At 67.1% G+C, this 23,539-nt stretch carries 17 protein-coding genes and 1 tRNA gene; 12 read left to right on the top strand and 6 right to left on the bottom strand.

Features of this window, described 5'->3' with window-relative positions; translation table 11 throughout:
* The first annotated feature begins 57 nt into the window (after nt 1-57).
* From C1O66_RS08695 to C1O66_RS08710, 4 genes are all read left to right on the top strand, one after another.
* Complete coding sequence (locus C1O66_RS08695; protein ID WP_102767513.1) at nt 58-1,239, top strand: vWA domain-containing protein; 1,182 nt, start codon at nt 58-60, stop codon at nt 1,237-1,239.
* On the top strand, nt 1,236-3,107 hold the full coding sequence (locus C1O66_RS08700; RefSeq protein ID WP_102767514.1) for an autotransporter assembly complex protein TamA: 1,872 nt from the start codon (nt 1,236-1,238) through the stop codon (nt 3,105-3,107). The genes C1O66_RS08695 and C1O66_RS08700 overlap by 4 nt, the downstream gene beginning before the upstream one ends.
* A gap of 52 nt (nt 3,108-3,159) precedes the next feature.
* Nucleotides 3,160-7,578 (top strand): translocation/assembly module TamB domain-containing protein, encoded by a 4,419-nt coding sequence (locus tag C1O66_RS08705; protein WP_133155139.1) that lies wholly within the window; start codon nt 3,160-3,162, stop codon nt 7,576-7,578.
* A gap of 116 nt (nt 7,579-7,694) precedes the next feature.
* A tRNA-Arg gene (locus tag C1O66_RS08710) sits at nt 7,695-7,769 on the top strand.
* A 16-nt stretch (nt 7,770-7,785) separates the two neighbouring features.
* On the opposite strand, the gene C1O66_RS08715 is transcribed toward C1O66_RS08710, so the two are convergent.
* Together C1O66_RS08715 and C1O66_RS08720 are read right to left on the bottom strand one after the other, a co-directional pair.
* Nucleotides 7,786-8,445, bottom strand: coding sequence for a class I SAM-dependent methyltransferase (locus C1O66_RS08715; RefSeq protein WP_102767516.1), 660 nt, complete (start codon nt 8,443-8,445; stop codon nt 7,786-7,788).
* A 119-nt stretch (nt 8,446-8,564) separates the two neighbouring features.
* A complete protein-coding gene (locus tag C1O66_RS08720) occupies nt 8,565-10,196 on the bottom strand; it encodes an ABC transporter permease (protein ID WP_102769555.1) in 1,632 nt (543 codons plus the stop codon).
* A gap of 192 nt (nt 10,197-10,388) precedes the next feature.
* On the opposite strand from C1O66_RS08720, the gene C1O66_RS08725 reads away from it, so the two are divergent.
* From C1O66_RS08725 to rocF, 5 genes are all read left to right on the top strand, one after another.
* Nucleotides 10,389-11,564 (top strand): ABC transporter ATP-binding protein, encoded by a 1,176-nt coding sequence (locus C1O66_RS08725; RefSeq protein ID WP_102767517.1) that lies wholly within the window; start codon nt 10,389-10,391, stop codon nt 11,562-11,564.
* 241 nt (nt 11,565-11,805) lie between these two features.
* On the top strand, nt 11,806-13,242 hold the full coding sequence (locus tag C1O66_RS08730) for a S41 family peptidase (RefSeq protein WP_102767518.1): 1,437 nt from the start codon (nt 11,806-11,808) through the stop codon (nt 13,240-13,242).
* A 71-nt stretch (nt 13,243-13,313) separates the two neighbouring features.
* Complete coding sequence (locus C1O66_RS08735) at nt 13,314-14,066, top strand: HesA/MoeB/ThiF family protein (protein ID WP_102767519.1); 753 nt, start codon at nt 13,314-13,316, stop codon at nt 14,064-14,066.
* Between the two features lie 142 nt (nt 14,067-14,208).
* Nucleotides 14,209-15,114: an LOG family protein gene (locus C1O66_RS08740; RefSeq protein ID WP_102767520.1), complete on the top strand. Its 906-nt coding sequence runs from the start codon at nt 14,209-14,211 to the stop codon at nt 15,112-15,114.
* Between the two features lie 49 nt (nt 15,115-15,163).
* Nucleotides 15,164-16,084, top strand: coding sequence for an arginase (rocF, locus tag C1O66_RS08745; RefSeq protein WP_102767521.1), 921 nt, complete (start codon nt 15,164-15,166; stop codon nt 16,082-16,084).
* Nucleotides 16,085-16,166: 82 nt separating this feature from the next.
* Here rocF and C1O66_RS08750 read toward each other — a convergent pair whose 3' ends face one another.
* Nucleotides 16,167-16,688 carry a MarR family winged helix-turn-helix transcriptional regulator gene (locus tag C1O66_RS08750; RefSeq protein WP_102767522.1) on the bottom strand — a complete coding sequence of 174 codons (522 nt, stop codon included), beginning with the start codon at nt 16,686-16,688 and terminating at the stop codon, nt 16,167-16,169.
* A 72-nt stretch (nt 16,689-16,760) separates the two neighbouring features.
* On the opposite strand from C1O66_RS08750, the gene C1O66_RS08755 reads away from it, so the two are divergent.
* Together C1O66_RS08755 and C1O66_RS08760 are read left to right on the top strand one after the other, a co-directional pair.
* Complete coding sequence (locus C1O66_RS08755; protein ID WP_102767523.1) at nt 16,761-17,654, top strand: EamA family transporter; 894 nt, start codon at nt 16,761-16,763, stop codon at nt 17,652-17,654.
* A gap of 69 nt (nt 17,655-17,723) precedes the next feature.
* Nucleotides 17,724-18,335, top strand: coding sequence for a nitroreductase family protein (locus C1O66_RS08760; protein WP_102767524.1), 612 nt, complete (start codon nt 17,724-17,726; stop codon nt 18,333-18,335).
* Nucleotides 18,336-18,344: 9 nt separating this feature from the next.
* Here C1O66_RS08760 and C1O66_RS08765 read toward each other — a convergent pair whose 3' ends face one another.
* Both C1O66_RS08765 and C1O66_RS08770 read right to left on the bottom strand, forming a co-directional pair.
* Complete coding sequence (locus C1O66_RS08765; RefSeq protein WP_133155140.1) at nt 18,345-19,322, bottom strand: hypothetical protein; 978 nt, start codon at nt 19,320-19,322, stop codon at nt 18,345-18,347.
* A gap of 110 nt (nt 19,323-19,432) precedes the next feature.
* On the bottom strand, nt 19,433-20,269 hold the full coding sequence (locus C1O66_RS08770; protein ID WP_102769556.1) for a DUF429 domain-containing protein: 837 nt from the start codon (nt 20,267-20,269) through the stop codon (nt 19,433-19,435).
* A gap of 48 nt (nt 20,270-20,317) precedes the next feature.
* Here C1O66_RS08770 and C1O66_RS08775 point away from each other — a divergent pair, with 48 nt between their 5' ends.
* The gene (locus tag C1O66_RS08775) at nt 20,318-21,844 is read left to right on the top strand and encodes a S10 family peptidase (RefSeq protein ID WP_102767526.1); all 1,527 of its coding nucleotides are present in this window, start codon (nt 20,318-20,320) and stop codon (nt 21,842-21,844) included.
* A 64-nt stretch (nt 21,845-21,908) separates the two neighbouring features.
* On the opposite strand, the gene C1O66_RS24595 is transcribed toward C1O66_RS08775, so the two are convergent.
* Nucleotides 21,909-23,462: a methyl-accepting chemotaxis protein gene (locus C1O66_RS24595; RefSeq protein ID WP_271008736.1), complete on the bottom strand. Its 1,554-nt coding sequence runs from the start codon at nt 23,460-23,462 to the stop codon at nt 21,909-21,911.
* Nucleotides 23,463-23,539: the final 77 nt, after the last annotated feature.

The raw sequence follows: 23,539 nt of genomic DNA on the forward strand, positions 1-23,539 counted from the left end.
ATAATCAAAGCCCCACCCGCGCCGGGCGCACCCCCCCCCCTTCTTGCCCCTCCTCCCATGCTGATCAAATTCTTCTACACCCTGCGGGCGGCCAAGCTGCCGGTGTCGGTGCGGGAATTCCTCAGCCTGCTCGAGGGCCTGGAGAAAGGCGTGATCGGCAGCGAGGGCGCCGCCTCCATCGACGATTTCTACTTCCTCGCCCGCACCACCCTGATCAAGGACGAGACGCAATTCGACAAGTTCGACCGCGCCTTTGCCGCCTATTTCAAGGGCGTGGAGCTGCTCAGCGATTTCAGCCAGGAGCTGCCGCTGGAATGGCTGCGCCAGCACCTGCAGCTGGAACTGAGCGACGAGCAAAAAGCCGCCATCGAAAAGATGGGCTGGAGCGAGCTGATGGAGACGCTCAAAAAGCGCTTCGAGGAGCAAAAAGAGCGCCACGAGGGCGGCAACAAATGGATAGGCACGGGCGGCACCAGCCCCTTCGGGAACAGCGGCTACAACCCGCAAGGCATACGCATCGGTGGCGCCGGCAAGAACAAGAGCGCCGTCAAGGTCTGGGAGCAGCGGGCCTACAAGGACTACGACGACCAGCTCGAGCTGGGCACGCGCAATATCAAGGTCGCCCTGCGCCGGCTGCGCCGCTTTGCCCGCGAGGGCTCGGACCTGGAGCTGGATCTGAGCGACACCATCAGCAAGACCGCCGCCAACGCCGGCATGCTGGACATCCGCATGGTGCCCGAGCGCCACAACAAGGTGAAGGTGCTGCTGCTGATGGATGTGGGCGGCACCATGGACGAGCATGTGCACCGCGTCGAAGAGCTGTTCTCGGCCGCCAAGACGGAGTTCAAGCACCTGGAGTTCTTCTACTTCCACAACTGCGTCTACGACTTTGTCTGGAAGAACAACCGCCGCCGCTTCGCCGAGAAGACGCCCACCTGGGACCTGATCCGCAAATACAACCGTGACTACAAGCTGATCTTTGTCGGCGATGCCACGATGAGCCCTTACGAGATCCTGCAGCCCGGTGGCAGCGTCGAATACAACAATGAAGAACCCGGCGCCGAATGGTTGCAACGCCTGACCCACGCCTTCCCCAAATACGCCTGGATCAACCCGGAGCCGCAAGGCGTCTGGCAGTACCGCCAGAGCGTGTCCCTGATCCAGAACCTGATGCAGCAACGCATGTTCCCCCTGTCCCTGCAAGGCCTGGAAGGCGCGATGCGTTTGCTCAGCCAATGAGCCACACCCTGCCCCGGCTGCTGCGCGGCGCCCTGCTGTTCGCGGCGGCGGGCCTGTCCGGCTGCGCCTCGATCAGCAGCCTCTGGAAGAACGAGCCACCGCCGGCCAGTGCCGCGCCCGGCGCCGCCGCCGATGCCGCGCCGGTGCGCCTGGTGGCCGAGTACGACTTGGTGGTCGAGGCGCCCGGCGATCTGCGCGATCTGCTGCAGGAACACCTGGACCTGGCCCGCTTCCGCAGCGCCCCCGAAGACCAGCGCCTGAGTCGCCAGGAGCTGGGTCGCCTGATCCAGGCCGCGCCCCAGCAGGCCCAGGCCTTGCTGGAGACCGAAGGCTTCTTCAACGCCCAGGTGCAGGTCAGCCGCAACGAGGGCAGCCCGGTGGTGGTGACGGTGAAGGTCGAGCCCGGCCCGCAGACCCGGGTCAAGGCGCTGCAGATCGAGTTCGCCGGTGCCCTGGCCCCGGACCAGCCCGCCGTGGCGGGCGCCGATCTGGCCGCCCTGCGCGAGCGCCTGCAGGGCCAATGGTCGCTGGGCCTGGGCCAGGGCTTCTCGCAGCCGCGCTGGTCGCAGGCCAAGAACGAGCTGCTGGCCACGGCCCGCGCGCGTGGCTTCCCGCTCGCCACACTGGACACCCACAGTGCCCGCATCGATGCCGAGACCCAGAGCGCCGAGCTGGACCTGAAGCTGGACAGCGGCCCGCTGTTCCGCCTCGGCGAGCTGCAGATCGAAGGACTCAAGTACCAGCCGCGCAGCAGCGTCGAGCGCCTGGCCGGCTTCAGCGTCGGCCAGCCCTACACCGAGCAGCTGCTGCTCGATTTCCAGGAGCGCCTGGTCCGCACCACCTTGTTCGACAGCGTCAATGTCGACATCCAGCCGCTCAGCGATCCGCCCGAGGCCGCGCCCGTGCACATCAAGCTGCGCGAGGCGCCGCGCCAGCAGCTGACCGCCAGCATCGGCTACGACACCGGCAGCGGCCCGCGCCTGGGCGCCGATTACATCCACCGCCGCCCCTTCGGCCTGGACCTGCGTGCGCGCAGCAAGCTCAAGCTCAGCCAGAACAACAGCTCCTACGACCTGGAGCTGAGCTCGCATCCGCAGCCCGATATGCAGCGCAATGTGGGCGCCCTGTTCCTGGAGCGCAAGGTCGACGACAACAAGACCACGGTCAATCTGCGCGCCCGCGTCGGCCGCACCCGCGAGACCGAGCGGCAGGACCGCACCTACTACCTGGAGCTGCTGCGCGCCCGCGAGACCGACCCGCAAGGCACCATCAGCGCCGGCGCTGCCTCGGCCAATGTGCAGTGGATCCACCGCCGGCTCGACAGCCCGCTCACCCCCACCCGGGGCTACAGCGCCAGCCTGCTGCTGGGCGTGGGCCGGGCCGACAGCTCCGAAGCCCGTAACGGCGGATTCCTGCGCAGCCATGTGCGCCTGCAGGCCTACCAGCCCCTGCCCGGTGGCTGGTTCGGCAGCGCCCGCAGCGAGTGGGGCCAGGTCTTTGCTTCGCAGGAGGTCGGCCTGCCCGAGAAGCTGCGCTTTCGCACCGGCGGCGATGACACCGTGCGCGGCTACGGCCTCGATGACCTGGGCCCGCGCGATGCCGATGGCAATGCCACCGGCGGCCGCATCCTGTGGAACGGCAGCGTCGAGCTGGCCCATGGTCTGACCGCCAGCATGCCCGCCCTGCTCGGCGCCGTGTTCGTGGACGCCGGCCAGGCAGCCCAGCACTGGCGTGACCTGAAGCCCAGCATCGGCTACGGCTTCGGCATGCGCTACCGCAGCCCCCTGGGCACCTTGCGCCTGGACCTGGCCCGCGGCCAGGAGACCCAAAAATGGCGCCTGCATTTCAGCGTTGGCATCGCGCTTTGATGGTGATGATGATGATGACAAGCGCCAACGCCGCGAACCCCGACCCGGCCCCATGAGCGAACCCGACTCCACACCGGGCACCCCTGCCGCCCCCGCCGGCGACAGCAGCCCTGCGCCCAAGCCCGCCCCAGCCCGCCGCGGCCGCGGCCTGCTGCTGGGCCTGATGACCCTGCCGGTGCTGGCCGGCAGCGCCGGCCTGGGCCTTTGGTGGGGCTTGGGCAGCGAGGCGGGCAGCCGCTGGCTGCTGCAGCAAGTGCCCGGCCTGCAGGTCGAGGCGCCGCAGGGCAGCCTGATCGGCGACTTCTCGGCCCAGCGCCTGAGCCTCACCATCCCCGGCGGCCAGGACCGCATCGAGATCGACGATTTGCGCTGGACTGGCCTGAGCCTGGCCTGGAACCGCTCGCCCCTGCTTTGGGGCGACCTGATGGTCGAGCGCCTGAGTGCCCGCCAGGTGACGGTGCATCTGGCGCCCAGCGCCGAGCCCAGCCCCGTGCCCGAGGAGCTGCCCATCCCTCTGGGCGTGCACATCGCGCAGCTGCAAGTGGACCGCTTGTCCCTGCCCACGCTGAGCCCCTTGCCGGTGCACGGGCTGCAGGCGCGGGTGGACTTGAGCACGGTGACCGACAACAACCCCGGCGCCGAGCACCGCCTGCAGATCCAGCAGCTGGCCTGGGATCAAATGCAGCTCAGCGGCAGCGCCACGCTGGGCGCCGGCAGCGGCCTGCCCCTGCAGGCCAGCCTGGGCCTGAAGTCAGCCGCCCAGGCCGATCTGCCAGCCTGGGGCGCGCAGCTGGAGCTGCACGGCCCCTTGGCCCAGCTGCAGCTCCAGGCCGCGCTGAGCGCCCAGAACCAGCAGCTGCAGGCCCAGGCCCAGCTGCGCCCCTTCGCCGCCTGGCCCCTGCCCCAGCTGCAGCTGGACACGCAGCAACTGGACCTCTCGGCCCTGATGTCGGGCCTGCCCAAAACTGCGCTGAGCGGCCAAGTGAGCCTGCTGGCCGACAGCAGCACGACTGGCAAGAAAAATTCGAAGCAGCCCGCCCTGCTGATCAAGGCCCAGCTCGCCAACCACGCGGCCGGCCTCTGGAACGAACAGCGCCTGCCGGTGCGCCAGCTGAGCCTGGATGCCGAGGCTTCAGCCCTGGACCCGAGCCAGATCCAGCTGCGCGCCTTCGATGTGCTGCTGGGCAGCAGCGCCCTGCCCGCCGGCCGCCTGCGTGGCAGCGGCAAGAGCAGCAGCGCCGGCGGCAGCCAGCTCACGCTGAGCCTGGAGAACCTGCGCAGCGAGGGCCTGGATGCGCGTGCCGCCGGCTTGCTGGCCGCGGGCACGGTGGAGCTCAGCACCTCGCAGGGGCTGATCGAAGCAGGCAACGATGCATCAGGCCAACACGACAAGAAATCGGCCGCCAGCTCGCCGCCGCTGCAGCTGCGCATCAAGACCGATCTGCAAGGCCGCTGGCTGCCGCCAGGCCCGGTGACGCCGGCTGCGGCGCGCGCCCAGCTGGCCGCACCGGCGGCGACCAGCCCGCAAAACGCCCCGCTCAATGCCCACAGCCCCGTGCGCCTGCAGGCCAGCGCGGTCGCGTCCATGCAAGGCCTGGACCTGCAAGAGCTGCTGATGCAGGCCGGCGAAGCCCAGCTCAAGGGCAGCGCCAAACTGGCCTTCAGCCGCCCCGGCAGCCTGGCCGGCGGCTGGCAGCTGCAGGCCAATGCCCGCGGCATGGTGCCGGAGCTGCGCCGCCTCTGGCCCCAAGCGCCGGGCCCCAGCGCCCGCCTGGACCTGGACCTCAGCGCTGACCTGCAGGCCCCGGCCCAGCAGAGCAAGGCCGGCCTGCTCGCCCAGGCCCCGCGCGGCCAGGCCCGGCTGCGCCTGCTGCCCGGCAGCCAGGCCGGCATGGAGCTGGCCGCCGACCTCAGCTACGAGCGCGCCAACGATCAGCAAGTGCCCACCCTGCGCGCCGATCTGCAGGCCGGCGGCAACCAGCTGCAAGGCCGCGCCCAGCTGCTGGCCGACCACAGCCTGGAAGGCCAGCTGCAACTACAAGCGCCCCAGCTGCAAGCCCTGCAGCCGCTCTGGCAAGCCCTGGCCCCAGCCCTGGCCAAGGGCGAGCCCGCCCACCAGCTGGCCGGCAGTTTGAGCGGACAGCTGGCCTGGCAGGGCCGAGCCGAAGCGGACAGGAGCGGTGGCAAGAACGCCACCAGCAGCACCCCCCGCTGGAGCTGGCAAAGCCAGACCGAGCTGCAAGGTCAGGCGCTCAAGCTCGACCAGCTGAGCCTGGACAAGGCCCGGCTGAACGCCAAGCTCGCCAGTGCCCTGAATGCACCGCTGGCCCTGCAACTCGATCTGGAGCAGCTCAAGAGCCCCGAGGCCCAGCTGCCCCAAGTTCAGCTGCAGCTCAGCGGCAGCTGGATCCAGCACCAGCTGCAGCTCAGCGGCCTGGGCACAGCCCTGCTGCCCGCCGCCCTGCGCCCAGCGCACCAGCCGGCCGACCAGCCCTCGCGCAGCCAGTTCCAGATCGGCCTCAAGGGCAGCCTGGGCACGGCAGGAACCGCCAGCCCTTCGGCGAGCGAACTGGCCCAGCTCTGGGCCCAGGGCGGCCAGTGGCGCGCCAGCGGCCTCAAGCTCGATGCGCGCGTGCCTGCCGCCACCGCAGCCAGCAAAACGGCCAGACCGGCCGACAAAGCCCCGGCCCCCTGGCTGCAAGCGCAAGACCTGGCCCTGCGCGTGGAGAGCGGCCCGCAAGGCCAGCTCAGCGGCGCGCAGTTCGAGCCCGGGCGGTTGGAGCTGTTGGGCGCCGGCCTGCGCTGGCAGCAGCTGGCCTGGAAGGCCGCCGAAGGGCCCGATCAGCTGCAGCTCGACCTGGTCCTGGAACCCCTGGCCGTCGCGCCCCTGTTGGCACGCTGGCAGCCCGATTTCGGCTGGGGCGGCGATCTGGTGGTGGACGGCAGCGCCCGCATCCACACCCTGCCCCAGCTGGGCGTGGAGCTGTCCCTGCAGCGGCGCAGCGGCGACCTCAAGGTCACCGACGACGGCGGCACCCAGGCCCTGGGCCTGAGCGAGCTGCGCCTGGGCGTGATCGGCGCGCCCGGCCGCTGGCATCTGACCCAGGCTTTCGCCGGCAGCAATATCGGCGTGCTGGCCGGCGCGGTGACGGCGCGCAACGAGGGCGCTGAGGCCAGCCCCTGGCCTTCGGCGCAGTCGCATCTGGAGGGCGTGCTGGAAGCGCGGGTGGACAACCTCAGCGCCTGGGGCGCCTGGGTGCCCTCGGGCTGGCGCGTGGCAGGCGGCCTGGCCGCCAGCGCCAGCTTCGCCGGCAAGCTCAATGACCCGCAGGTGGTGGGCCAGATCCAGGGCAGCAAGCTGGGCCTGCGCAACCCGCTGCTGGGCATCGATGTGCAAGACGGCAGCTTTGCCCTGCAGCTCAAGGGCAGCCATGCCGAGCTGCAGCAGTTGCGCCTGCGCGCCGGTGAGGGCGAGCTCAATGCCCAAGGGAAACTGCAGCTGGGCGCCAAGCCGCAGGCCGACATCCAAGCCCAGGCCAACAAGTTCGCCCTGCTGCGACGGGTCGACCGCCGCCTGGCCGTGAACGGCCAGCTGCGCCTGCACATGGACGCCCAGGCCCTGGATCTGCAGGGCAAGCTCGATGTGGAAGACGGCCTGTTTGATTTCTCGCGCGGCAACGCACCCGAGCTGGATGACGATGTCGAGGTGCGGCGCGTGGCGCAGGTGCCAGCGGCACCTGCTGAATCCGCCGCGGCGCGGCGGCAGATCAAGCTCAAGCTGGACATCGACCTGGGCCAGAAGCTGCGCGTGCGCGGCCATGGCGTGGACACCTTGCTGGCCGGCGAGCTGCAGATGACCCAGGCCCAGGGCCGGCCGCAGCTGCACGGCAGCATCCGCACCGTCAACGGCAGCGTCGATGCCTACGGCCAAAAGCTCACGATCGAAAAAGGCCAGGTCACCTTCAGCGGCGTGATGGACAACCCGCGCCTGGACATCCTGGCCATCCGCCCGGGCGAAGAAGAGGTGCGCGTGGGCGTGACCATCGGCGGCAGCGCCCAGTCACCGCGCATCAAGCTCTTCTCCGACCCCGATATGGCCGACACGGCCAAGCTCTCCTGGCTGCTGCTGGGCCGCGCGCCCGACAACCTCGAACGCAGCGACACCGCCCTGCTGCAAAAAGCCGCCATGGCCCTGCTCAACGGCGGCGGCGAAAGCCGCACCGGCAAGGTCATCAAGTCCATCGGCCTGGATGAGCTGTCGGTCAGCGAAGGCAATGGCGAGGTGCGCGGCACCGTGGTGCGTGTGGGCAAGCAGCTGTCCAAGCGCTGGTATGTGGCGTTTGAGCGCGGCCTCAACGCCACGCAAGGCAGCTGGCAGCTGATCTACCGCATCGCCCAGCGCTTCACCCTGCGCGGCCAGGCCGGCGATGAAAACGCGCTCGATCTGATCTGGCAGTGGAAGTGGGAGTGAGACCCGCCGACGCCTAACGCAGGATTGCAGCGGAAGTCGGAAGCATCAGCGCCGGCGCCGCGTGGCCTGCCGATCTTTCATGCGAGAATTCGCGCCGCCCGGGCCACCGGGCGCGTCTCTCCGTAGTTCAATGGATAGAACGGCCGCCTCCTAAGCGGCAAATACAGGTTCGATTCCTGTCGGAGGGACCAAGCAGCCCTGAGCCCTTCAGTTGTCGCTGCTGCGCGCAAAGATCAACCAGATCTCAGGTTCGCGGAAGTTGTCGAACATGCCGCTCAAGAGCTTGAAGCCGGCGTTCTCGAAGTAGCGGATCACGCTGGCGCCCTCGTCGTCCAGATGGGTGCCCAGCTCGTACTTGGCACCGTGGGCCTCGTCGTTCCAGTGACCCGGGTCGGGATAGGGCAAGACGATGAAGAGCGCGCCATTGGGCTGCAGGATGCGGCGGAACTCGGCCAGCACCTTGGCCGGCTGGTAGGCGTGCTCGAGCGTGTGGGAGGAATAGACGATGTCCACGCTCGCGTCTTCGAAGTTGACCAGCTCGTGCATATCGCCGGCAATCACCGGGTAGCCGCTCTCACGGGCGCGCTCGAGCTTGGATTCGTTGAACTCCACACCGATCACATCGCTGAAGCCCATCTGCTTGAAATAGCGCAGGCCGACACCGTCGCCGCAGGCGATGTCGGCAATGCGCAGATCGCGCGGCACCTCGGCAAACACCGCGTTCAGATAGCGCTGCTGCCCTTGCTCCCATTTGGGCACGGTGATCTCGTGCGAGGCCCATTTCTCGGTCTGGAACTGCACATAGGTCCTGTAGTCCGGGACGATGTCCTGGTAGGTCTTGACCGGCAGCACGGGGCTTGAGCTCATGGGCACACCTTTGCAAACGAGGCAATGTGTGGCCACGGTAACGCCGGGCCGGCCATGGGGATCGGGCGATCAGGCCCCGAACTGACCCCTTGTTTGCGCGGCCAGGGGTAGATGAATGCTCATCGCTGGCGCATCGCCCGCGAGAGCATCAGCACCGGCACCAGCCCCACCAGCACGATGGCCAGCGAGGGCAGCGCAGCCTCGCCCAGGCGCTCGTCGCGCGCCATCTGGTAGGCCACCACGGCCAGGGTGTCGCTGTTGAAGGGGCGCAGCACCAGGGTGGCGGGCAGCTCTTTCATCACATCCACAAACACCAGCAAGGCCGCGGCCAGGCTGGAGCGCGCCAGCAGCGGCGCATGCAGCTCCCAGAACACACGCCGGCGGCTGGCGCCCAGTAGACGGGCGGTTTCGTCCACATTGGGTGAGATGCGGGCATAGCCAGCCTCGACCGATTGCAAGGCCACGCCCGAGAAGCGCACCAGATAGGCATAGATCAAGCCGGCAATCGTGCCGGTCACCACACCCGTCAGGCCCAGTTGCGGCGCATGGGTTTGCAGCCAACCCAGGGGCAGCAGAATGCCCACCGCGATCACCGCGCCAGGCACGGCATAACCGAGCGACACCACGCGCGTGGACAGCTTCAGCAGCCCGGCTCCTGGCCCGCGCTGGGCCGCCGCACCGGCGCTCATGCGGCCGGCGTAGGCCAGCACCAGGGCCATGGCCACGGCCAGGGCGGCGGACAGGCCGGCCAGCTGCAAGCTGGTCCAGGCCCACTGCGCGAAGCGGGCCAGTGGCAAGCCGAACTCGCCGTAGCGCGCCTCCAGCCACATCAGCTTGAGCAAGGCCAGCACCGGCAGCACAAAGCCCAAAAGGATGGGCAGCGTGCACAGGCCCACGGCCAGGGCCGCAGCCGCGCCGTGCAGGCGCAGCGGCCGCGCCTCGGCCGCATGCTGGGCGCCGGCGCGGCTGCTGGAAAAGCGCAAGCGGGCCTGCGCGCGCCGCTCCAGCCAAAGCAGGCCGGCCACGGCCAGCAGCAGCACCGAGGCCAGCTGCGCCGCGGCCATGCGGTCGTTCATCACCAGCCAGGCCTTGTAGATACCGGTGGTCAAGGTGTTCAAACCAAAGTAAGAGCCCACGCCGTAATCGGCCAGGGTCTCCATCAGCGCCAGCGCCACGCCGGCAGCCAGGGCCGGGCGGGCCAGGGGCAAGGCCACCTCGCGCACCCGGCGCAAGGTGCCGGCGCCGAGGATGCGGGCGGTCTCCATCAGGGTCACACCGCGCTCGCTGAGAGCCGTGCGGGTGAGCAGGTAGACATAGGGGTAGAGGCAGAGCACGAACAGCAGCACCGCGCCCGGCAGGCTGCGCACATCGGACCACATGGGTTTGCTGCTGCCGGTGAGCTCACGCAGCCAGGTTTGCAACGCGCCGCTGTACTGCAACGCGTCGGTGTAGGCATACGCGGCCACATAGGCCGGCATGGCCATGGGCAGGAGCAAGGCCCATTCAAACCAGCGCCGGCCCGGAAAATCAAACAAGCTGACGGCGGCCGCGGTGGCCCCACCCAGCACCGCCACTCCCAAAGCCACCGAGACCGACAGCACAAGAGACGAGGCGGCATAGGCCGGCAGCACCGTCTCCAGCTGGTGACGCAGCAGCGCCAGGCTTTGCGCGTCGAGACCGAACCAGGAGCCGAGCACACCGAACACCGGCACAGCCAGCAAGAGGCAAACAACAGTGATCAGACGCAGCATGCGGGCGGTGGTCAGGAACGAACAGCGGAACAAGCGGCAGGCAGGACCGCAACAAGGCAACAAGGACGATACGACACCGGCGACGCCCCGGCGCCGTCGCTGCCCGGCGACGCGCCCTGGCTTGATCTGAATCAAGCAAATGCGAACGATCCGCATTCGAAACACGCGGTGTGGGCGGCTATCATAAAGGCCATGTTTCTTGCCCTTGACCAGATCGGCCTGCGTTACCCCGGCGCTGCCCACAGCCACACGCACGGCCCGCAAACGGGTCAAGCCTCCAGCATCTCCAGCCCCACCCTTGCTGGCACCCCTCGACCGGGTGCGGTGGATGGCGTCAGCCTGGGTCTGGCGCGCGGCCAGATCGGTGTGCTGATCGGCCCCTCGGGCTGCGGCAAGACCTCGCTGCTGCGCTGCATCGCCGGCCTGGAGCGACTGAACAGCGGCCGCATCCTGATCGAACACGAGCCCCTGGCCGATGCCGCCCGCGGCCTGCATCTGGCCCCCGAGGCCCGGCGCATCGGCATGGTGTTCCAGGACTACGCCCTCTTTCCCCACCTGTCGGTGGCCGACAACATCGCCTTCGGCCTGCGCCACCTGAGCCGCAGCGAGCGCGAGCGCCGCATCGGCGAGATGCTGGATCTGGTCGGCCTGGCCCATGCCGCCAAGCGCGCACCGCACCAGCTGTCCGGTGGCCAGCAGCAGCGCGTGGCCCTGGCCCGCGCCCTGGCCCCGGCGCCGCGCCTGCTGCTGCTGGACGAGCCCTTCTCCAGCCTCGACGTCGATCTGCGCGAGCACCTCTCGCAAGAGCTGCGCGCCATCCTCCACGCCAGCGGCACCACCGCCTTGTTTGTCACCCACGACCAATCCGAGGCTTTTGCCATCGGCGATGTGGTGGGCGTGATGAACAAGGGCCGGCTGGAGCAGTGGGACGCGCCCTACACCGTCTACCACCGCCCGGCCACGCGCTTTGTGGCGGATTTCATCGGCCACAGCGTCTTCACGCCCGGCCGCATCGTCCAGGGCGGATCGGGCCCCGAAGTGATGACGCCCCTGGGCGCCCTGGTGGACGCCGACGCTTGTGCCCTGGCCAGCGCCTTCGAGGGCGGCCGCTGCGAAGTGTTGCTTCGAGCCGACGACATCGTTCATGACGATGCGGCGCCGGTGAAAGCGCAAATCGAACGCAAGGTGTTCCGCGGTGCGGATTTCCTCTACACCTTGCGCCTGGCCACCGGCGACCGCATCAAGGCCCATGTGCCCTCACACCACGACCACCAGGTCGGCGAGTGGATCGGCATCCGCCCTCTGGTCGACCATGTGGTGACCTTCCCGGCCGCAAGCGCCACAGCGAGCGAAAACACGCCGGCCTGAGGTTTGCACGCCCCCGGTGCCGAAAGTCACCCGAAACGTAAAGCCGCGGTAAAGCCGACAAAAAGCCCTGCGTTTCGTCGCTTTGTTCACCGGTTTGGGGCAATTTGAGCCCCCAAAACCGCCTGTCTGCGCTGCAAGCGAAAGCCCCACGGGCATATACTGAAGGCGTGGTTTTGGCGCGACTGTTACGCTACAGATTCCACGATCTTGCTGAATTTCACCGACAGGACAGGCTCGCATCATGAGTGCCAAATTGAAAGTTGCCGGCTGGCTCGCTCTGGGCGCCGTTGCAGGCGCGTTGACCACGATGCAATTGCAGGCCAATGCCCGCAGCAGTCTCTCGCCGCTGCCGCTGGAAGAGCTGCAACAGCTCGCCGCCGTGTTCGGCATGGTCAAGTCCGATTACGTCGAACCGGTCGATGAGAAAAAGCTGATCAACGACGCCATCGCCGGCATGGTGTCCGGCCTGGACCCACATTCGCAGTTCTTCGACAAGAAGAACTTCAAGGAATTCCGCGAAGGCACGACCGGCAAATTCGTCGGTGTGGGCATCGAGATCGGGATGGAGGACGGTCTGGTCAAGATCGTCTCGCCGATCGAAGGTTCGCCCGCCTTCCGCGCCGGCCTCAAGAGCGGCGACCTGATCAGCAAGATCGACGACACCCTGGTGCGAGGCCTGGGCCTGGACCAGGCCGTCAAGCGCATGCGCGGTGAGCTCAACACCAAGGTGCAGCTGACCATTTACCGCAAGAGCGAGAACCGCAGCTTCCCCGTCACCATCGTGCGCGAAGAAATCCGCGCCCAGAGCGTACGCGGCAAAGTGGTGGAGCCCGGCTACGCTTGGCTGCGAGTGAGCCAGTTCCAGGACCGCACGGTCGAAGACTTCGCCAAGAAGCTGGAAGAGATCTACAAGCAAGAGCCCAATCTCAAGGGTCTGGTGCTGGACCTGCGCAACGACCCGGGCGGCCTGCTGGAGGCCTCGGTGGCGATTTCTTCGGCCTTCCTGAGCAAGGATGTCGAAGTGGTCAGCACCAACGGCCAGATCGCCGACTCCAAGGCCAGCTTCAAGGCCAGCCCCGATTACTACCTGCGCCGCGGCGGCAACGACCCGCTCAAGCGCCTGCCGGCCGCACTGAAAAAAGTACCGCTGGTGGTGCTGGTCAACGAAGGCTCGGCCTCGGCCAGCGAGATCGTCGCCGGCGCCCTGCAAGACCACAAGCGTGCGCTGATCATGGGTGCCCAGACCTTCGGCAAGGGCTCGGTGCAGACCGTGCGCCAGCTGAGCCCGGACACGGCCCTCAAGATCACCACCGCGCGCTACTACACGCCGAGCGGCCGCTCCATCCAGGCCACGGGCATCGTGCCCGACATCCAGCTGGACGAAACCGCCGAAGGCAATGTCTTCGCCGCCCTGCGCACCCGCGAAGCCGATCTGGAAAAGCACCTGGGCGGCAAGGACGAGGTCAAGGATGAAGCCCGCGAAAAGGCCCGCGAGGAAGCGCGCCAGAAGCTGGAAGCCGAGTACGCCAAGAAGAACGAGCCGCCCAAGCCCCTGCCCGAGTTCGGCAGCGCCGAGGACTTCCAGCTGGCGCAAGCCCTGAACCAGCTCAAGGGCCAGCCGGTGCTGGTGTCCAAGACTGCGGTGGAACGCAAGGCCGAGGCCAAGACGGCCGAGTAAGCCCAGCTCCCCCGATCAGGCCCGCCCTCCAGCGGGCCTTTTTCATGGGCGCCGCGCGCTATGCTCGGGCCATGAACGACGAACAGTTGCTGCGCTACTCGCGCCACATCCTGCTGGACGAGATCGGCATCGAAGGCCAGCAGCGCCTGCTGCAATCCCGGGCTCTGATCATCGGCGCCGGCGGCCTCGGTTCACCGGCCGCGCTCTATCTGGCCTCCGCTGGCGTCGGCCACATCAGCTTGGTCGATGACGACACGGTCGAGCTGACCAATCTGCAGCGCCAGATCGCCCACACGCAAGCGCGCATCGGCCGCCCCAAGGTCGAATCGGCCGCCGAAGCCATGGCCGCCATCAACCCGGATCCCCAGCTGCGCACGCTGCAGATGCGCGCCGATGCCGGCTTGCTCGATGAGTGGGTGGGCAGCGCCGATGTGGTGCTGGATTGCTGCGACAACTTCGCCACCCGCCAGGCGGTCAACCGCGCCTGCGTGCGCCACGGCGTGCCCCTGGTGTCGGGCGCCGCCACCGGCTGGCATGGCCAGATCAGCGTCTACGACAGCCGCAGCGGCCACGCGCCCTGCTACGCCTGCCTGTTCCCGCCCGACAGCCGCTTTGAAGAGGCCCACTGCGCCCTCATGGGCGTGCTGGCGCCGCTGGTGGGCATCATCGGCAGCATGCAGGCCGCCGAGGCCCTGAAAGTGCTGCTGGGTGCCGGTGAGCCCTTGTCCGGCCGCCTGCTGATGCTGGACGGCAAACGCATGGAATGGAGCGAAATACTCGTGCAGAAAGACCCCGGCTGCAGCGTTTGCCAACGCAGCGCCTGACCGAAACACACACGAAACATCGATTTCCAAGAAATTTACGAAAGAAAATTCTTCGCAGCTTCCCGTAAGCTGCCGCCCGGCGGTGACACACCGCCTCTGACTTGCCGAAGCGGCTTCCAACACGCCGCGGCCATGACCCGATATGAGCAACAAGCGCAAACCCCTGATCGCCCGCAATTTCCCCAGCGCCAAGGAAGAAGTCCAGGAAGCGCGGCGCGGCGTGCCGCAGCCCAACTACGACCAGCCCGGTAGCGCCTACCGCCTGGCCTTTGACGACAACGAGTTCCTGCTGCGCGACGATCTGCGCCCGGTGCGCATGCAGCTGGAGCTGCTCAAGCCCGAGCTGATCCAGCAGGAGCTGGGCATCAAGTCCACCATCGTGATGTTCGGCAGCGCCCGCATCCTGCCGCGCGAAGCGGCCGAGCAGAAGGTCGAACAAGCCCGCCAGAGCAACGACGCCGAGGCGCTCAAACGCGCCGAGATGCAGCTCACCATGAGCCATTACTACGAGGAAGCGCGGCGCTTTGCGAGCCTGGTCACCACCGTCTCCACCCAGCGCCACAACCCGATCTATGTGGTCACTGGCGGCGGCCCCGGCATCATGGAAGCGGGCAACCGCGGCGCCTACGAGGTGGGCGGCAAGAGCATCGGCCTGAACATCGTGCTGCCACACGAGCAGCACCCCAACCCCTACATCACGCCGGAGCTGTGCTTCCGCTTCCACTACTTCGCCCTGCGCAAGATGCATTTCCTGATGCGCTCGGTGGCCCTGGTCTGCTTCCCCGGCGGCTTTGGCACGCTGGACGAGCTGTTCGAGACCATGACGCTGATCCAGACGGGCAAGAGCCGGCGCCGGCCCATCCTGATGTTCGGCCGCGAGTTCTGGACCCGTTTGATCAATTTCGACTGGCTGGTCGAGACCGGCATGATCAGCCCTGGCGACGAGAAGCTCTTCCATTTCGTCGAGAGCGCCGAGGAAGCCTGGGCCCTGCTCGAATCGGAATACGACATGAACCCCGGGGCGCTCGACTGCGACGCGGCCGACTGACACCGTCTTCCCCGACCCACCCCACACATAACAACACAGGACCACTGACATGACCACACTTCGATCCGTCTCCCTGATCGGCGCGCCCACCGACATCGGTGCGGGTGCACGCGGTGCCAGCATGGGCCCGGAAGCCCTGCGCGTGGCCGACCTGGCCGCGGCGCTGCAGAGCCACGGCGTCGATGTGCTGGACCGTGGCAACCTCAGCGGCCCGTCCAACCCCTGGCTGCCGCCGGTCGATGGTTACCGCCATCTGAACGAGGTGACGGCCTGGAACCAGACCGTGCACGATGCAGTCTATGCCGAGCTCAAGACCGGCCGCATGCCCATCCTGCTCGGCGGTGACCACTGCCTGGGTCTGGGCTCGATCAGCGCCGTGGCACGGCACTGCCGCGATGTGGGCAAGAAGCTGCGCGTGCTCTGGCTGGACGCCCACGCCGACTTCAACACCAGCGCCCTCACGCCCAGCGGCAACATCCACGGCATGCCGGTCGCCTGCCTGTGCGGCTTTGGACCGCAGCAGCTGATCGAGATCGGCGGCAAGGTGCCGGCCATCAGCCCCAAGTGGGTGCGTCAGATCGGCATCCGCAGCGTGGACGCCGGCGAAAAGCGCTTCGTCAACGAGCAGGAGCTGGAAGTCTTCGACATGCGCTACATCGACGAGATGGGCATGCGCCACACCATGGAGCTGGCCCTGGCCACGCTGGACGCCAACACCCATCTGCATGTCAGCTTCGACGTCGACTTCCTCGACCCCGACATCGCCCCCGGCGTGGGCACCACCGTGCCCGGCGGCCCGACCTACCGCGAAGCCCAGCTCTGCATGGAAATGATCGCCGACACCGGCTTCCTGGCCTCGCTGGACGTGATGGAGCTGAACCCGGCGCTGGACCTGCAGAACAAGACGGCCAAGGTGGCGGTGGATTTGATCGAATCTCTCTTCGGCAAATCCACCCTCATGCGCAAGTAAGTAAGGCTGATCGACCGGGACTCGGCGGCGCCGCGGGATGCGAGCACCGCCGAATCGGCGCCTCAGGTGCCCTACAGGCCAATCAGGAGGCCGCAGGCTCCAGTGTCGCCAGCAAGGCCACCAAGCCAGCATCCAGGGCGCGCCACTCGCTGCTCTTGAGCGGCGCCAGAATCGCCTCTTCGTTGGCGACATGAGCCTCCACCGCCTGATCGATCAGGGCCAAACCCTGAGGTGACAGGCGCAGCAGCAGGCTGCGTGCATCTTCCGGGTTAGGTACCCGCTCTACCCAGCCGGCGGATTCCAGGCGCTGCATGCGATGGGTCATGGTGCCCGAGCTCACCATCAGGGAATTGAGCAGAGCCGAGGGCGAGAGGCAATAGGGCTCGCCGGAGCGCCGCAAAGTGGCCAGGACATCGAACTCCCAGGCACTCAAGCCGAACTGCTCGAACCTAGCCTCCAGCCGGCGCTGCAGCAGTTGTGCGCAACGCTTCAAGCGGCCAATCGTGGCCATGGCTTCCAGTGCCAGATCCGGCCGCTCTAACCGCCACTGCTTCAGGATGCGATCGACTGCGTCCTCCGCGCCAGCGCTTGTCTCTCGTGCCATGGCCTGGTCTCCAAATTATCTTGACTTCAAGATTATCTCCTGCGATATTTATCTTGAATTCAAGATAAATTCATGAAACCAAACGCGACAAACACGCCGCTCGGCACGCAGCTCTTGCTGACCGCTATCGCCCCTCTCATTTGGGGCACGACCTATCTGGTGACCAGTGAATGGCTGCCAGCCGGCCGCCCCTTCACCGCCGCCGCCCTGCGCTGCCTGCCAGCGGGGCTCTTGCTGCTGCTGTGCTTTCGCCAGTGGCCGAGACGCCAAGACTGGGGTCCGCTGGCCCTGCTTTCAGCGCTCAATATCGGCGCCTTCCAGGCCTTGCTCTTCGTGGCCGCCTACCGCCTGCCCGGCGGCGTGGCGGCGGTGTTGGGCGCCATCCAGCCACTCTTGGTGATGGCCATGGCCTGGGCGATGGATGGCCGGAGGCCGCGCCGCCTGGCCCTGGCAGCCGGCACGGGCGGAGTGCTGAGCATGGCCGCCTTGCTGCTGGCACCCGGGGCGGCCTGGGATGCCATGGGTGTGAGCGCAGCCCTGGCTGGCGCCGCCTGCATGGCGGCAGGCACGTTTCTGTCACGACACTGGCGCATCGATTTGCCGGTGCTGCCTCTGACGGGCTGGCAGCTGCTGCTCGGTGGCTTGATGTTGCTGCCCTTGGCGCTCTGGCTGGACCCGGCGCTGACGCAGATCAGCGCGAGCGAAGCCGGCGCCTACCTCTACCTCAGCTTGATCGGCACCTTGCTGAGCTACGCCCTGTGGTTCCGCGGCCTGCGCTTGCTGCCACCCGTTTCGGTGGCATCCCTGGGCTTGCTGAGCCCGCTGTGCGCCGTGCTGCTGGGCTGGCTCTGGTTGGATCAAGGCCTCAGCCCGATCGGCGCGCTGGGTTTTCTGGGCGTGCTGATCAGCATCGCGTTGGTTCAGCGCGCCAGCCTGAGCAGCGCAGCACCTGGCACCAAGGCTTGACGGCGATGTGCAACGCAAGCTCCTTCCATGTCTACTTTCTCACTCCCGGCTCAAAGCCCCACACATGCCATGAACATCCAGACCTTGATTGAACAACGCGCCTCCAGCAACCACTTTGATCGACATCGCAGCTTGAGCCCTGCCCAGATCGAGTTGCTGGCCAGCTTGGCCGGGCGGGCGCCCTCGGCCTTTCATTTGCAAAACTGGCAGTTCATCGCCGTGCAGACCGTCGAGGCCAAGGCCCGGCTAGCGAAGCTGGCCTATGGCCAGCACAAGGTCGAAGACGCCGCTGTCACCTTCATCATCTGTGGCACCCTGAACGCCCACCGCCAGCTGGCGCAGACTCTGGAGCCCATGGTCGCTGCCGGGCAGTTGCCAGCCACCGTCAGCCAGAGCTGGCAGCAGATGGCCACCGCCGCGCTGGAGCAGCAAGCGCAGGCGCAACGCGACGAGGCGATTCGCTCCGCCTCCCTGGCGGCCATGACCTTGATGCTGGCCGCCGAGGGGATGGGGCTGGCGTCCTGCCCCATGAGCGGCTTCGATGCCCAAGGACTGAGCCTGGCTTTTGGCTTGGCGCCTGAGGTCCTGCCGGTGATGCTGCTGCCGGTCGGCTACTCCGCCGAAGGCAACTGGCCGCAGAAGCCGCGCAAACCACTGGCAGAGATTCTGCGTTTCGCTTGAGTCCCGTCTTCAGGGCAGGCTCAGCCACTCGCCTTCATCCACACGCAGCTGGCGGATGTCCTCGCCCTCGAAGGCGTAGGTCAGCGTCAGCTGCTTGCGCCGGCCCGGTGAGGGATCACCGCCCATGGAGCCGTTGTCCACCCGCAGGCGCAGGCTGTTGCGCTGAATCCGGGCGCGCAGCAGATCGCTGACGTCGGCGCTGCGGCCACCCTCGCCGTAGCGCGCGCTGATGATGCGCAGGGGCCGATATCCCGGCCGCGGCGGGCCGCTGTCGTCCTCGCGCCAAGGGCCACCCGAGCCCCAGCCCAGGAACATCTCGCCGTCGATCCAGCTGCCTTCCTCATACTCGAAGCGGCGCTGGCGGCCGCTGGGCGTGCGCGTGTCCAGCCACAAGGTCTTGCGTCGCCCGGGCGCCGGATCGGCGCCGCCGAACAAGTCGTTGACCACCCGCACGCGCCGGTCGCGCCGTGCTACGCGGCGCAGCTCCTGCGTCACATCGATCTGATGGCGTTCGGTGCCATAGAGCGCGCGCACGATCTCATAACGCCCATCATCGTGACCACGTCCACCGCCGTGTGAACCCGGATCGCGGTGCTCGATGTAATCCCAGCTGCCACCCTCGGCGTGCCCCCAGTCGCCCTGACGCCAGCCGATGAAGTGGCTGCCATCGACCAGGCTGTACTCGGCATACTCGAACAGGCGCCGCTGCCCGTCCCGATCGCGGGTCATGATGCGCAAGGTCTTGCGTTCGCCGGGATCGGGGTCCACACCCAGCACCTCGTTGTTGACCTGGAAATGACCATCCCGGCGAGCGAGGCGACGCAGCTGCGCGCTGACGTCGACATGATTCTGCGCCGTGCCGTATCGGGCATGGAGGATCAGGTAATCGCCCTCATCCCAGGAATCACGGTCGCGTGCCCGAGCCGCAGGCAAGGCGCCCAGACACAAGGCGGCGCCCATCATTCGTACAAAGCGCTGTCGTTTCACAAACGTCCCTCTCGATGGTGGATTTTCTAGCGTCCCTGGCCTTGGCAACGCGGGCGCTCTGGACCGGGTTGTCATCGCGGCTGGGTGCAGCTGTTCGAATTTGTTTCAAATCAGGCGCTGAGGATCCAACCTTCCAGCGGGTCCATTGCCGCCGGCAAGCCGTATCCGGGCTGGGTCTGCGCCCAGCCGGCCTGCATCAGGCACAGGACAGCGTCCAGCCGGTCGCCGCTGGCATCGTCGATCAAGGCCTCGCGCTGGCTGTGGCTGAGCTTGAGGCGCAGACCCAGGCGGCTGCGGCCCTGCTCCAGGGCATCGATCAAGTCTTTGCGGGCGATCAGGCGCTCCGGTGTCTGCTTGGCGCGCTCGTCGCTTTTGTAGCTGCGTCGGCCGAGAAACTCACGCGCCAGCAAGCCCGGGTAGGCCTCCAGTGCCACGCGTTGGCGGTCGCCCTCACACAGACCCGGCAGGTGCACGCCGGCCTGCAGCAGCACAGGCACACCCGCGTGAAGCATATAGGCCACCGGAGGGTTCACCCACTTCATGCTGGGCGAAGAGCCGGCCGGCAGGTCGCAGGCTCGGTGGGCGAACTTCTGGCCAGCCGGACGGGCGTCACAGAATGCAGCAAAGGTGGCGCGGATTTCGGCGCGGCTCAGGCCGCTGTAATGCGCCATCAAGGCCCGCCATTCCTGCGGCCAGCCCAGAGCCTGCACCAGCTCGCGCGGCAGGCCGAAGGGAAAGTCAAAGCCACCCAGCCAGGGTTCGGGCCGGCTCAGGAACTCGGACAGCTGAGCCAGGGTCTCAAAAGCCAGCAGACCATCCAGGCGCAAGACCTGACCCTGGCGGCGGCCCTGGGCCACGGTGATGGGCTTGCGGCGCGTCGGTGCGCTGCTGAAATCAAGCCCCAGCAAGGGGGAGTCGGACGAGGCCAAGGGCGCGCTAGAGTGCATGGGCCACACTCTAATCGCCCCGCCACGCCCACCCCACAAAGGAAAGCCATGTCCTCGGCCGAACAACCCGCTTCATCCCCTGTCAGCGACAGCCACCACAAGCCGCCTGTCGAACACCTGGTGGTCACCGAACACAAGCTGGTGCTGGGCAAGCGCACGCTGGAATACACCGCCACCTGCGGCACGCTCTTGCTGCAAGAGGTGCACAGCGAAGCCGAAGGCGCCCAGAAAGGCCAGTTCAAGGGGCACAAGACACGCGCCAGCGTGTTCTTCATCGCCTACACGCTGAAGCGCGAGGGCAAGAAGGCCCCCTCGGCCTCAGAGCGCCCCCTGACCTTCAGTTTCAACGGTGGCCCGGGTTCATCCAGCGTCTGGCTGCATCTGGGGCTGCTAGGGCCCCAGCGTGTGCCCACCGATGAGATGGGCCAATGCGGCGCCCCGCCCTACGCCCTCACCGACAACGAGTTCAGCCTGCTGAGCGACTCCGACCTGGTCTTCATCGACCCGGTGGGCACCGGCCACTCGCGCGTGGCCGAAGGCGAGAAGCTGGCCGAGTACCACGAGTACCAGCGCGATCTCGACGCCGTGGGCGAGTTCATCCGCCTCTACCTGACGCGCAACGCTCGCTGGGCCAGCCCCAAGTACCTGATCGGCGAGAGCTACGGCACGACCCGCGCCGCCGGCCTGTCGCGCCATCTGCAGGACAAGCACAACATCCACCTCAACGGCCTGATGCTGGTGTCCATGGCCGTGGATTTCCAGACCCTGGGTTTCGATCACGGCAATGAACTGCCCTTCCCGCTCTTCCTGCCCACTTACGCCGCCACCGCCTGGTACCACAAGGCCTTGAAACCGGCGCAGCTGAAGAAGCCGCTGAAGCAAGTCGTCAGCGAGGCCGAGGAGTTCGCCAACGGCGAGTACTGGCTGGCCTTGATGCAGGGCTCACGCCTGAGCCCCGAACGGCGCCAGAAGGTGGCCGAGACCCTCTCGACCTACAGCGGCCTGAGCGTGGCCTATCTGCTGCGTTGCGATCTGCGGCCGACCGAGTTCCGCTTCTTCAAGGAGCTGCTGCGCGAGCGCGGCCAGACCGTGGGCCGGCTGGACAGCCGCTTCCTGGGCCTGGACCGCGACGATGCCGGCGAGCACCCCGAGGACGATGCCGGCATGAACAATCTGGTCGGTGCCTATGCCGTGGGCATCAACCGGGTGCTGCGCGAGCAGCTCAAATACGAGCGCGACGAGCCCTATCTGGTGATCGCGCCGCTCTGGAACACCTGGGCCTGGAAAGGCTTCGAGGGCAAGTACGTCAATGTCGGCGACAGCCTGCGCCGTGCCATGCACGCCAACCCGGACATGCGCATCTACGTGGCCAGCGGCTACTACGACCTGGCCACGCCGCACGCAGCGGGCGACTACACGCTCAGCCACCTGGGCCTGCACGGCAGCCTGCACGGCAAGATCCAGGTCAGCTATTTCGAGGCCGGGCACATGATGTACATCCACCCGCCTTCGCTGGAGCGCATGGCGCAGGAGCTGCGTGAGTTCGTGCGCGGCGGCGCAGACACGGGCCGCTGAGGCTCCAAAGAAAAGGCCCTGTCCGTCGGGACGGCAGGGCCTGTGCGGCGCTTGCGGCCGAGGCTCAGAGGCGGAACACCGCCACCGCGCGCGCGAGCTCGTCGGCCTGGGTCTGCAAGCTCTGCGCTGCGGCAGCCGACTCCTCGACCAGCGCCGCGTTCTGCTGGGTCATGGTGTCAAGCTGGCTGATGGCCTGGCCGATCTGACCAATGCCAGTGCTTTGCTCGGCGGTGGCATGGCTGATTTCGGCGACGATGCTGCCGACCCGCCCGATCGAGGCGATGACATCCTGCATGGTGCCGCCGGCGCGCTCGACCAGGGCGGCCCCGGCCTCCACGCTTTCGCTGCTGGCGGTGATCAAACCCTTGATCTCCTTGGCGGCCTCGGCGCTGCGTTGCGCCAGGGAGCGCACCTCGCTGGCCACCACCGCAAAGCCGCGCCCCTGCTCGCCGGCGCGGGCGGCTTCCACGGCAGCATTCAAGGCCAGGATATTGGTCTGGAAGGCGATGCCGTCGATGGTGGAGATGATGTCGCTGATCTTGCTGGACGAAGCGCTGATGCGGCTCATGGTGCTGACCACCTCGCCCACCACCTCACCGCCACGCTGGGCCACGCCGGCGGCTTCGGCCGCCATCTGGTTGGCCTGGCGGGCCGACTCGGCGTTGTGCTTGACACTGGCGGTGAGCTGCTCCATGGCCGAAGCGGTTTCCTCCAGGTTCGAGGCCGCCTGCTCGGTACGCTGACTGAGGTCATTGCCGCCCAGCGCTACCTCGGCCGAAGCATTGGCAATGTTGTCGGTGGCGCTGCGCACCTTGGCCACGACCTCGCGCAAGGACTCTTGCATGGCTTGCACGCCGCGCATCAGGTCCGAAGTCTCGGAACGGCCGCTGACCTGAATGCGTTCGCTCAGATCCTGGCCGGCGATGCGCTCGGCCGACTGCTTGACTTCGCTCAGGGGCTCGAGGATGGAGCGCAGATTGAAGAAGGTGTAGAAGCCGATCAGGGTCAGGCTGATGACCAGGATGGTGATCAGGGTCATGCGCGTGCGCTGCTCATGGCGGGCGATTTCGGCCACACCCTCTTCGGCATCCTGATCGATCAGCTTGACCAATTCGGCCATCTTGTCTTCAACCGGACGAATCGCCTTCTTGGCGGCGCCCAGGGCCTTGTTGGCCGCGGCCGAATCCGGGAACTCCTTTTGACCCAGCTTGTTCATGAAGGGGTCCATCTCGGCCTGGTACTGCCTCAGCCCCTCTTCGATGGACTGAATCACCGCACGCTCGGAAGGCGAGATGCTCAGGGCAGCCAATTGTTTCTGCGCTGCGAAGAAGGCATCGTAGGCTCGGCGCCAATCAGCACGGTATTTGTCGACGGCGGCAGCGTCGTCGAGATTGATCACCAGGTCCTTCTCGTAGCGCCGCAAATTGCCCGCCTCGGCGCGCATTTTGGAGACGTGGACCAAAGACTGGTTGTCGTTATCGACAAAGTGCTTGAAGGATTGCTTGGCCTCATTGAGGCTATAGAGGCCGGCCCCACCAACCAGCAAGAGCATGCACATGGACACGGCCGCCAAGGCATACAAACGAGCGCGCACCGTGAAATCCTGGAGATTCAGCATCGTCAGCTCCCAAAGGTGAAAAACCCTTTGCCCGCAGAGCATATTCGAAACGCCAATCGCACACTCAAGAAAAGCGC

Source organism: Paucibacter aquatile, from assembly GCF_002885975.1.
In the GTDB taxonomy this organism is placed as follows: Bacteria; Pseudomonadota; Gammaproteobacteria; order Burkholderiales; family Burkholderiaceae_C; genus Paucibacter_A; species Paucibacter_A aquatilis.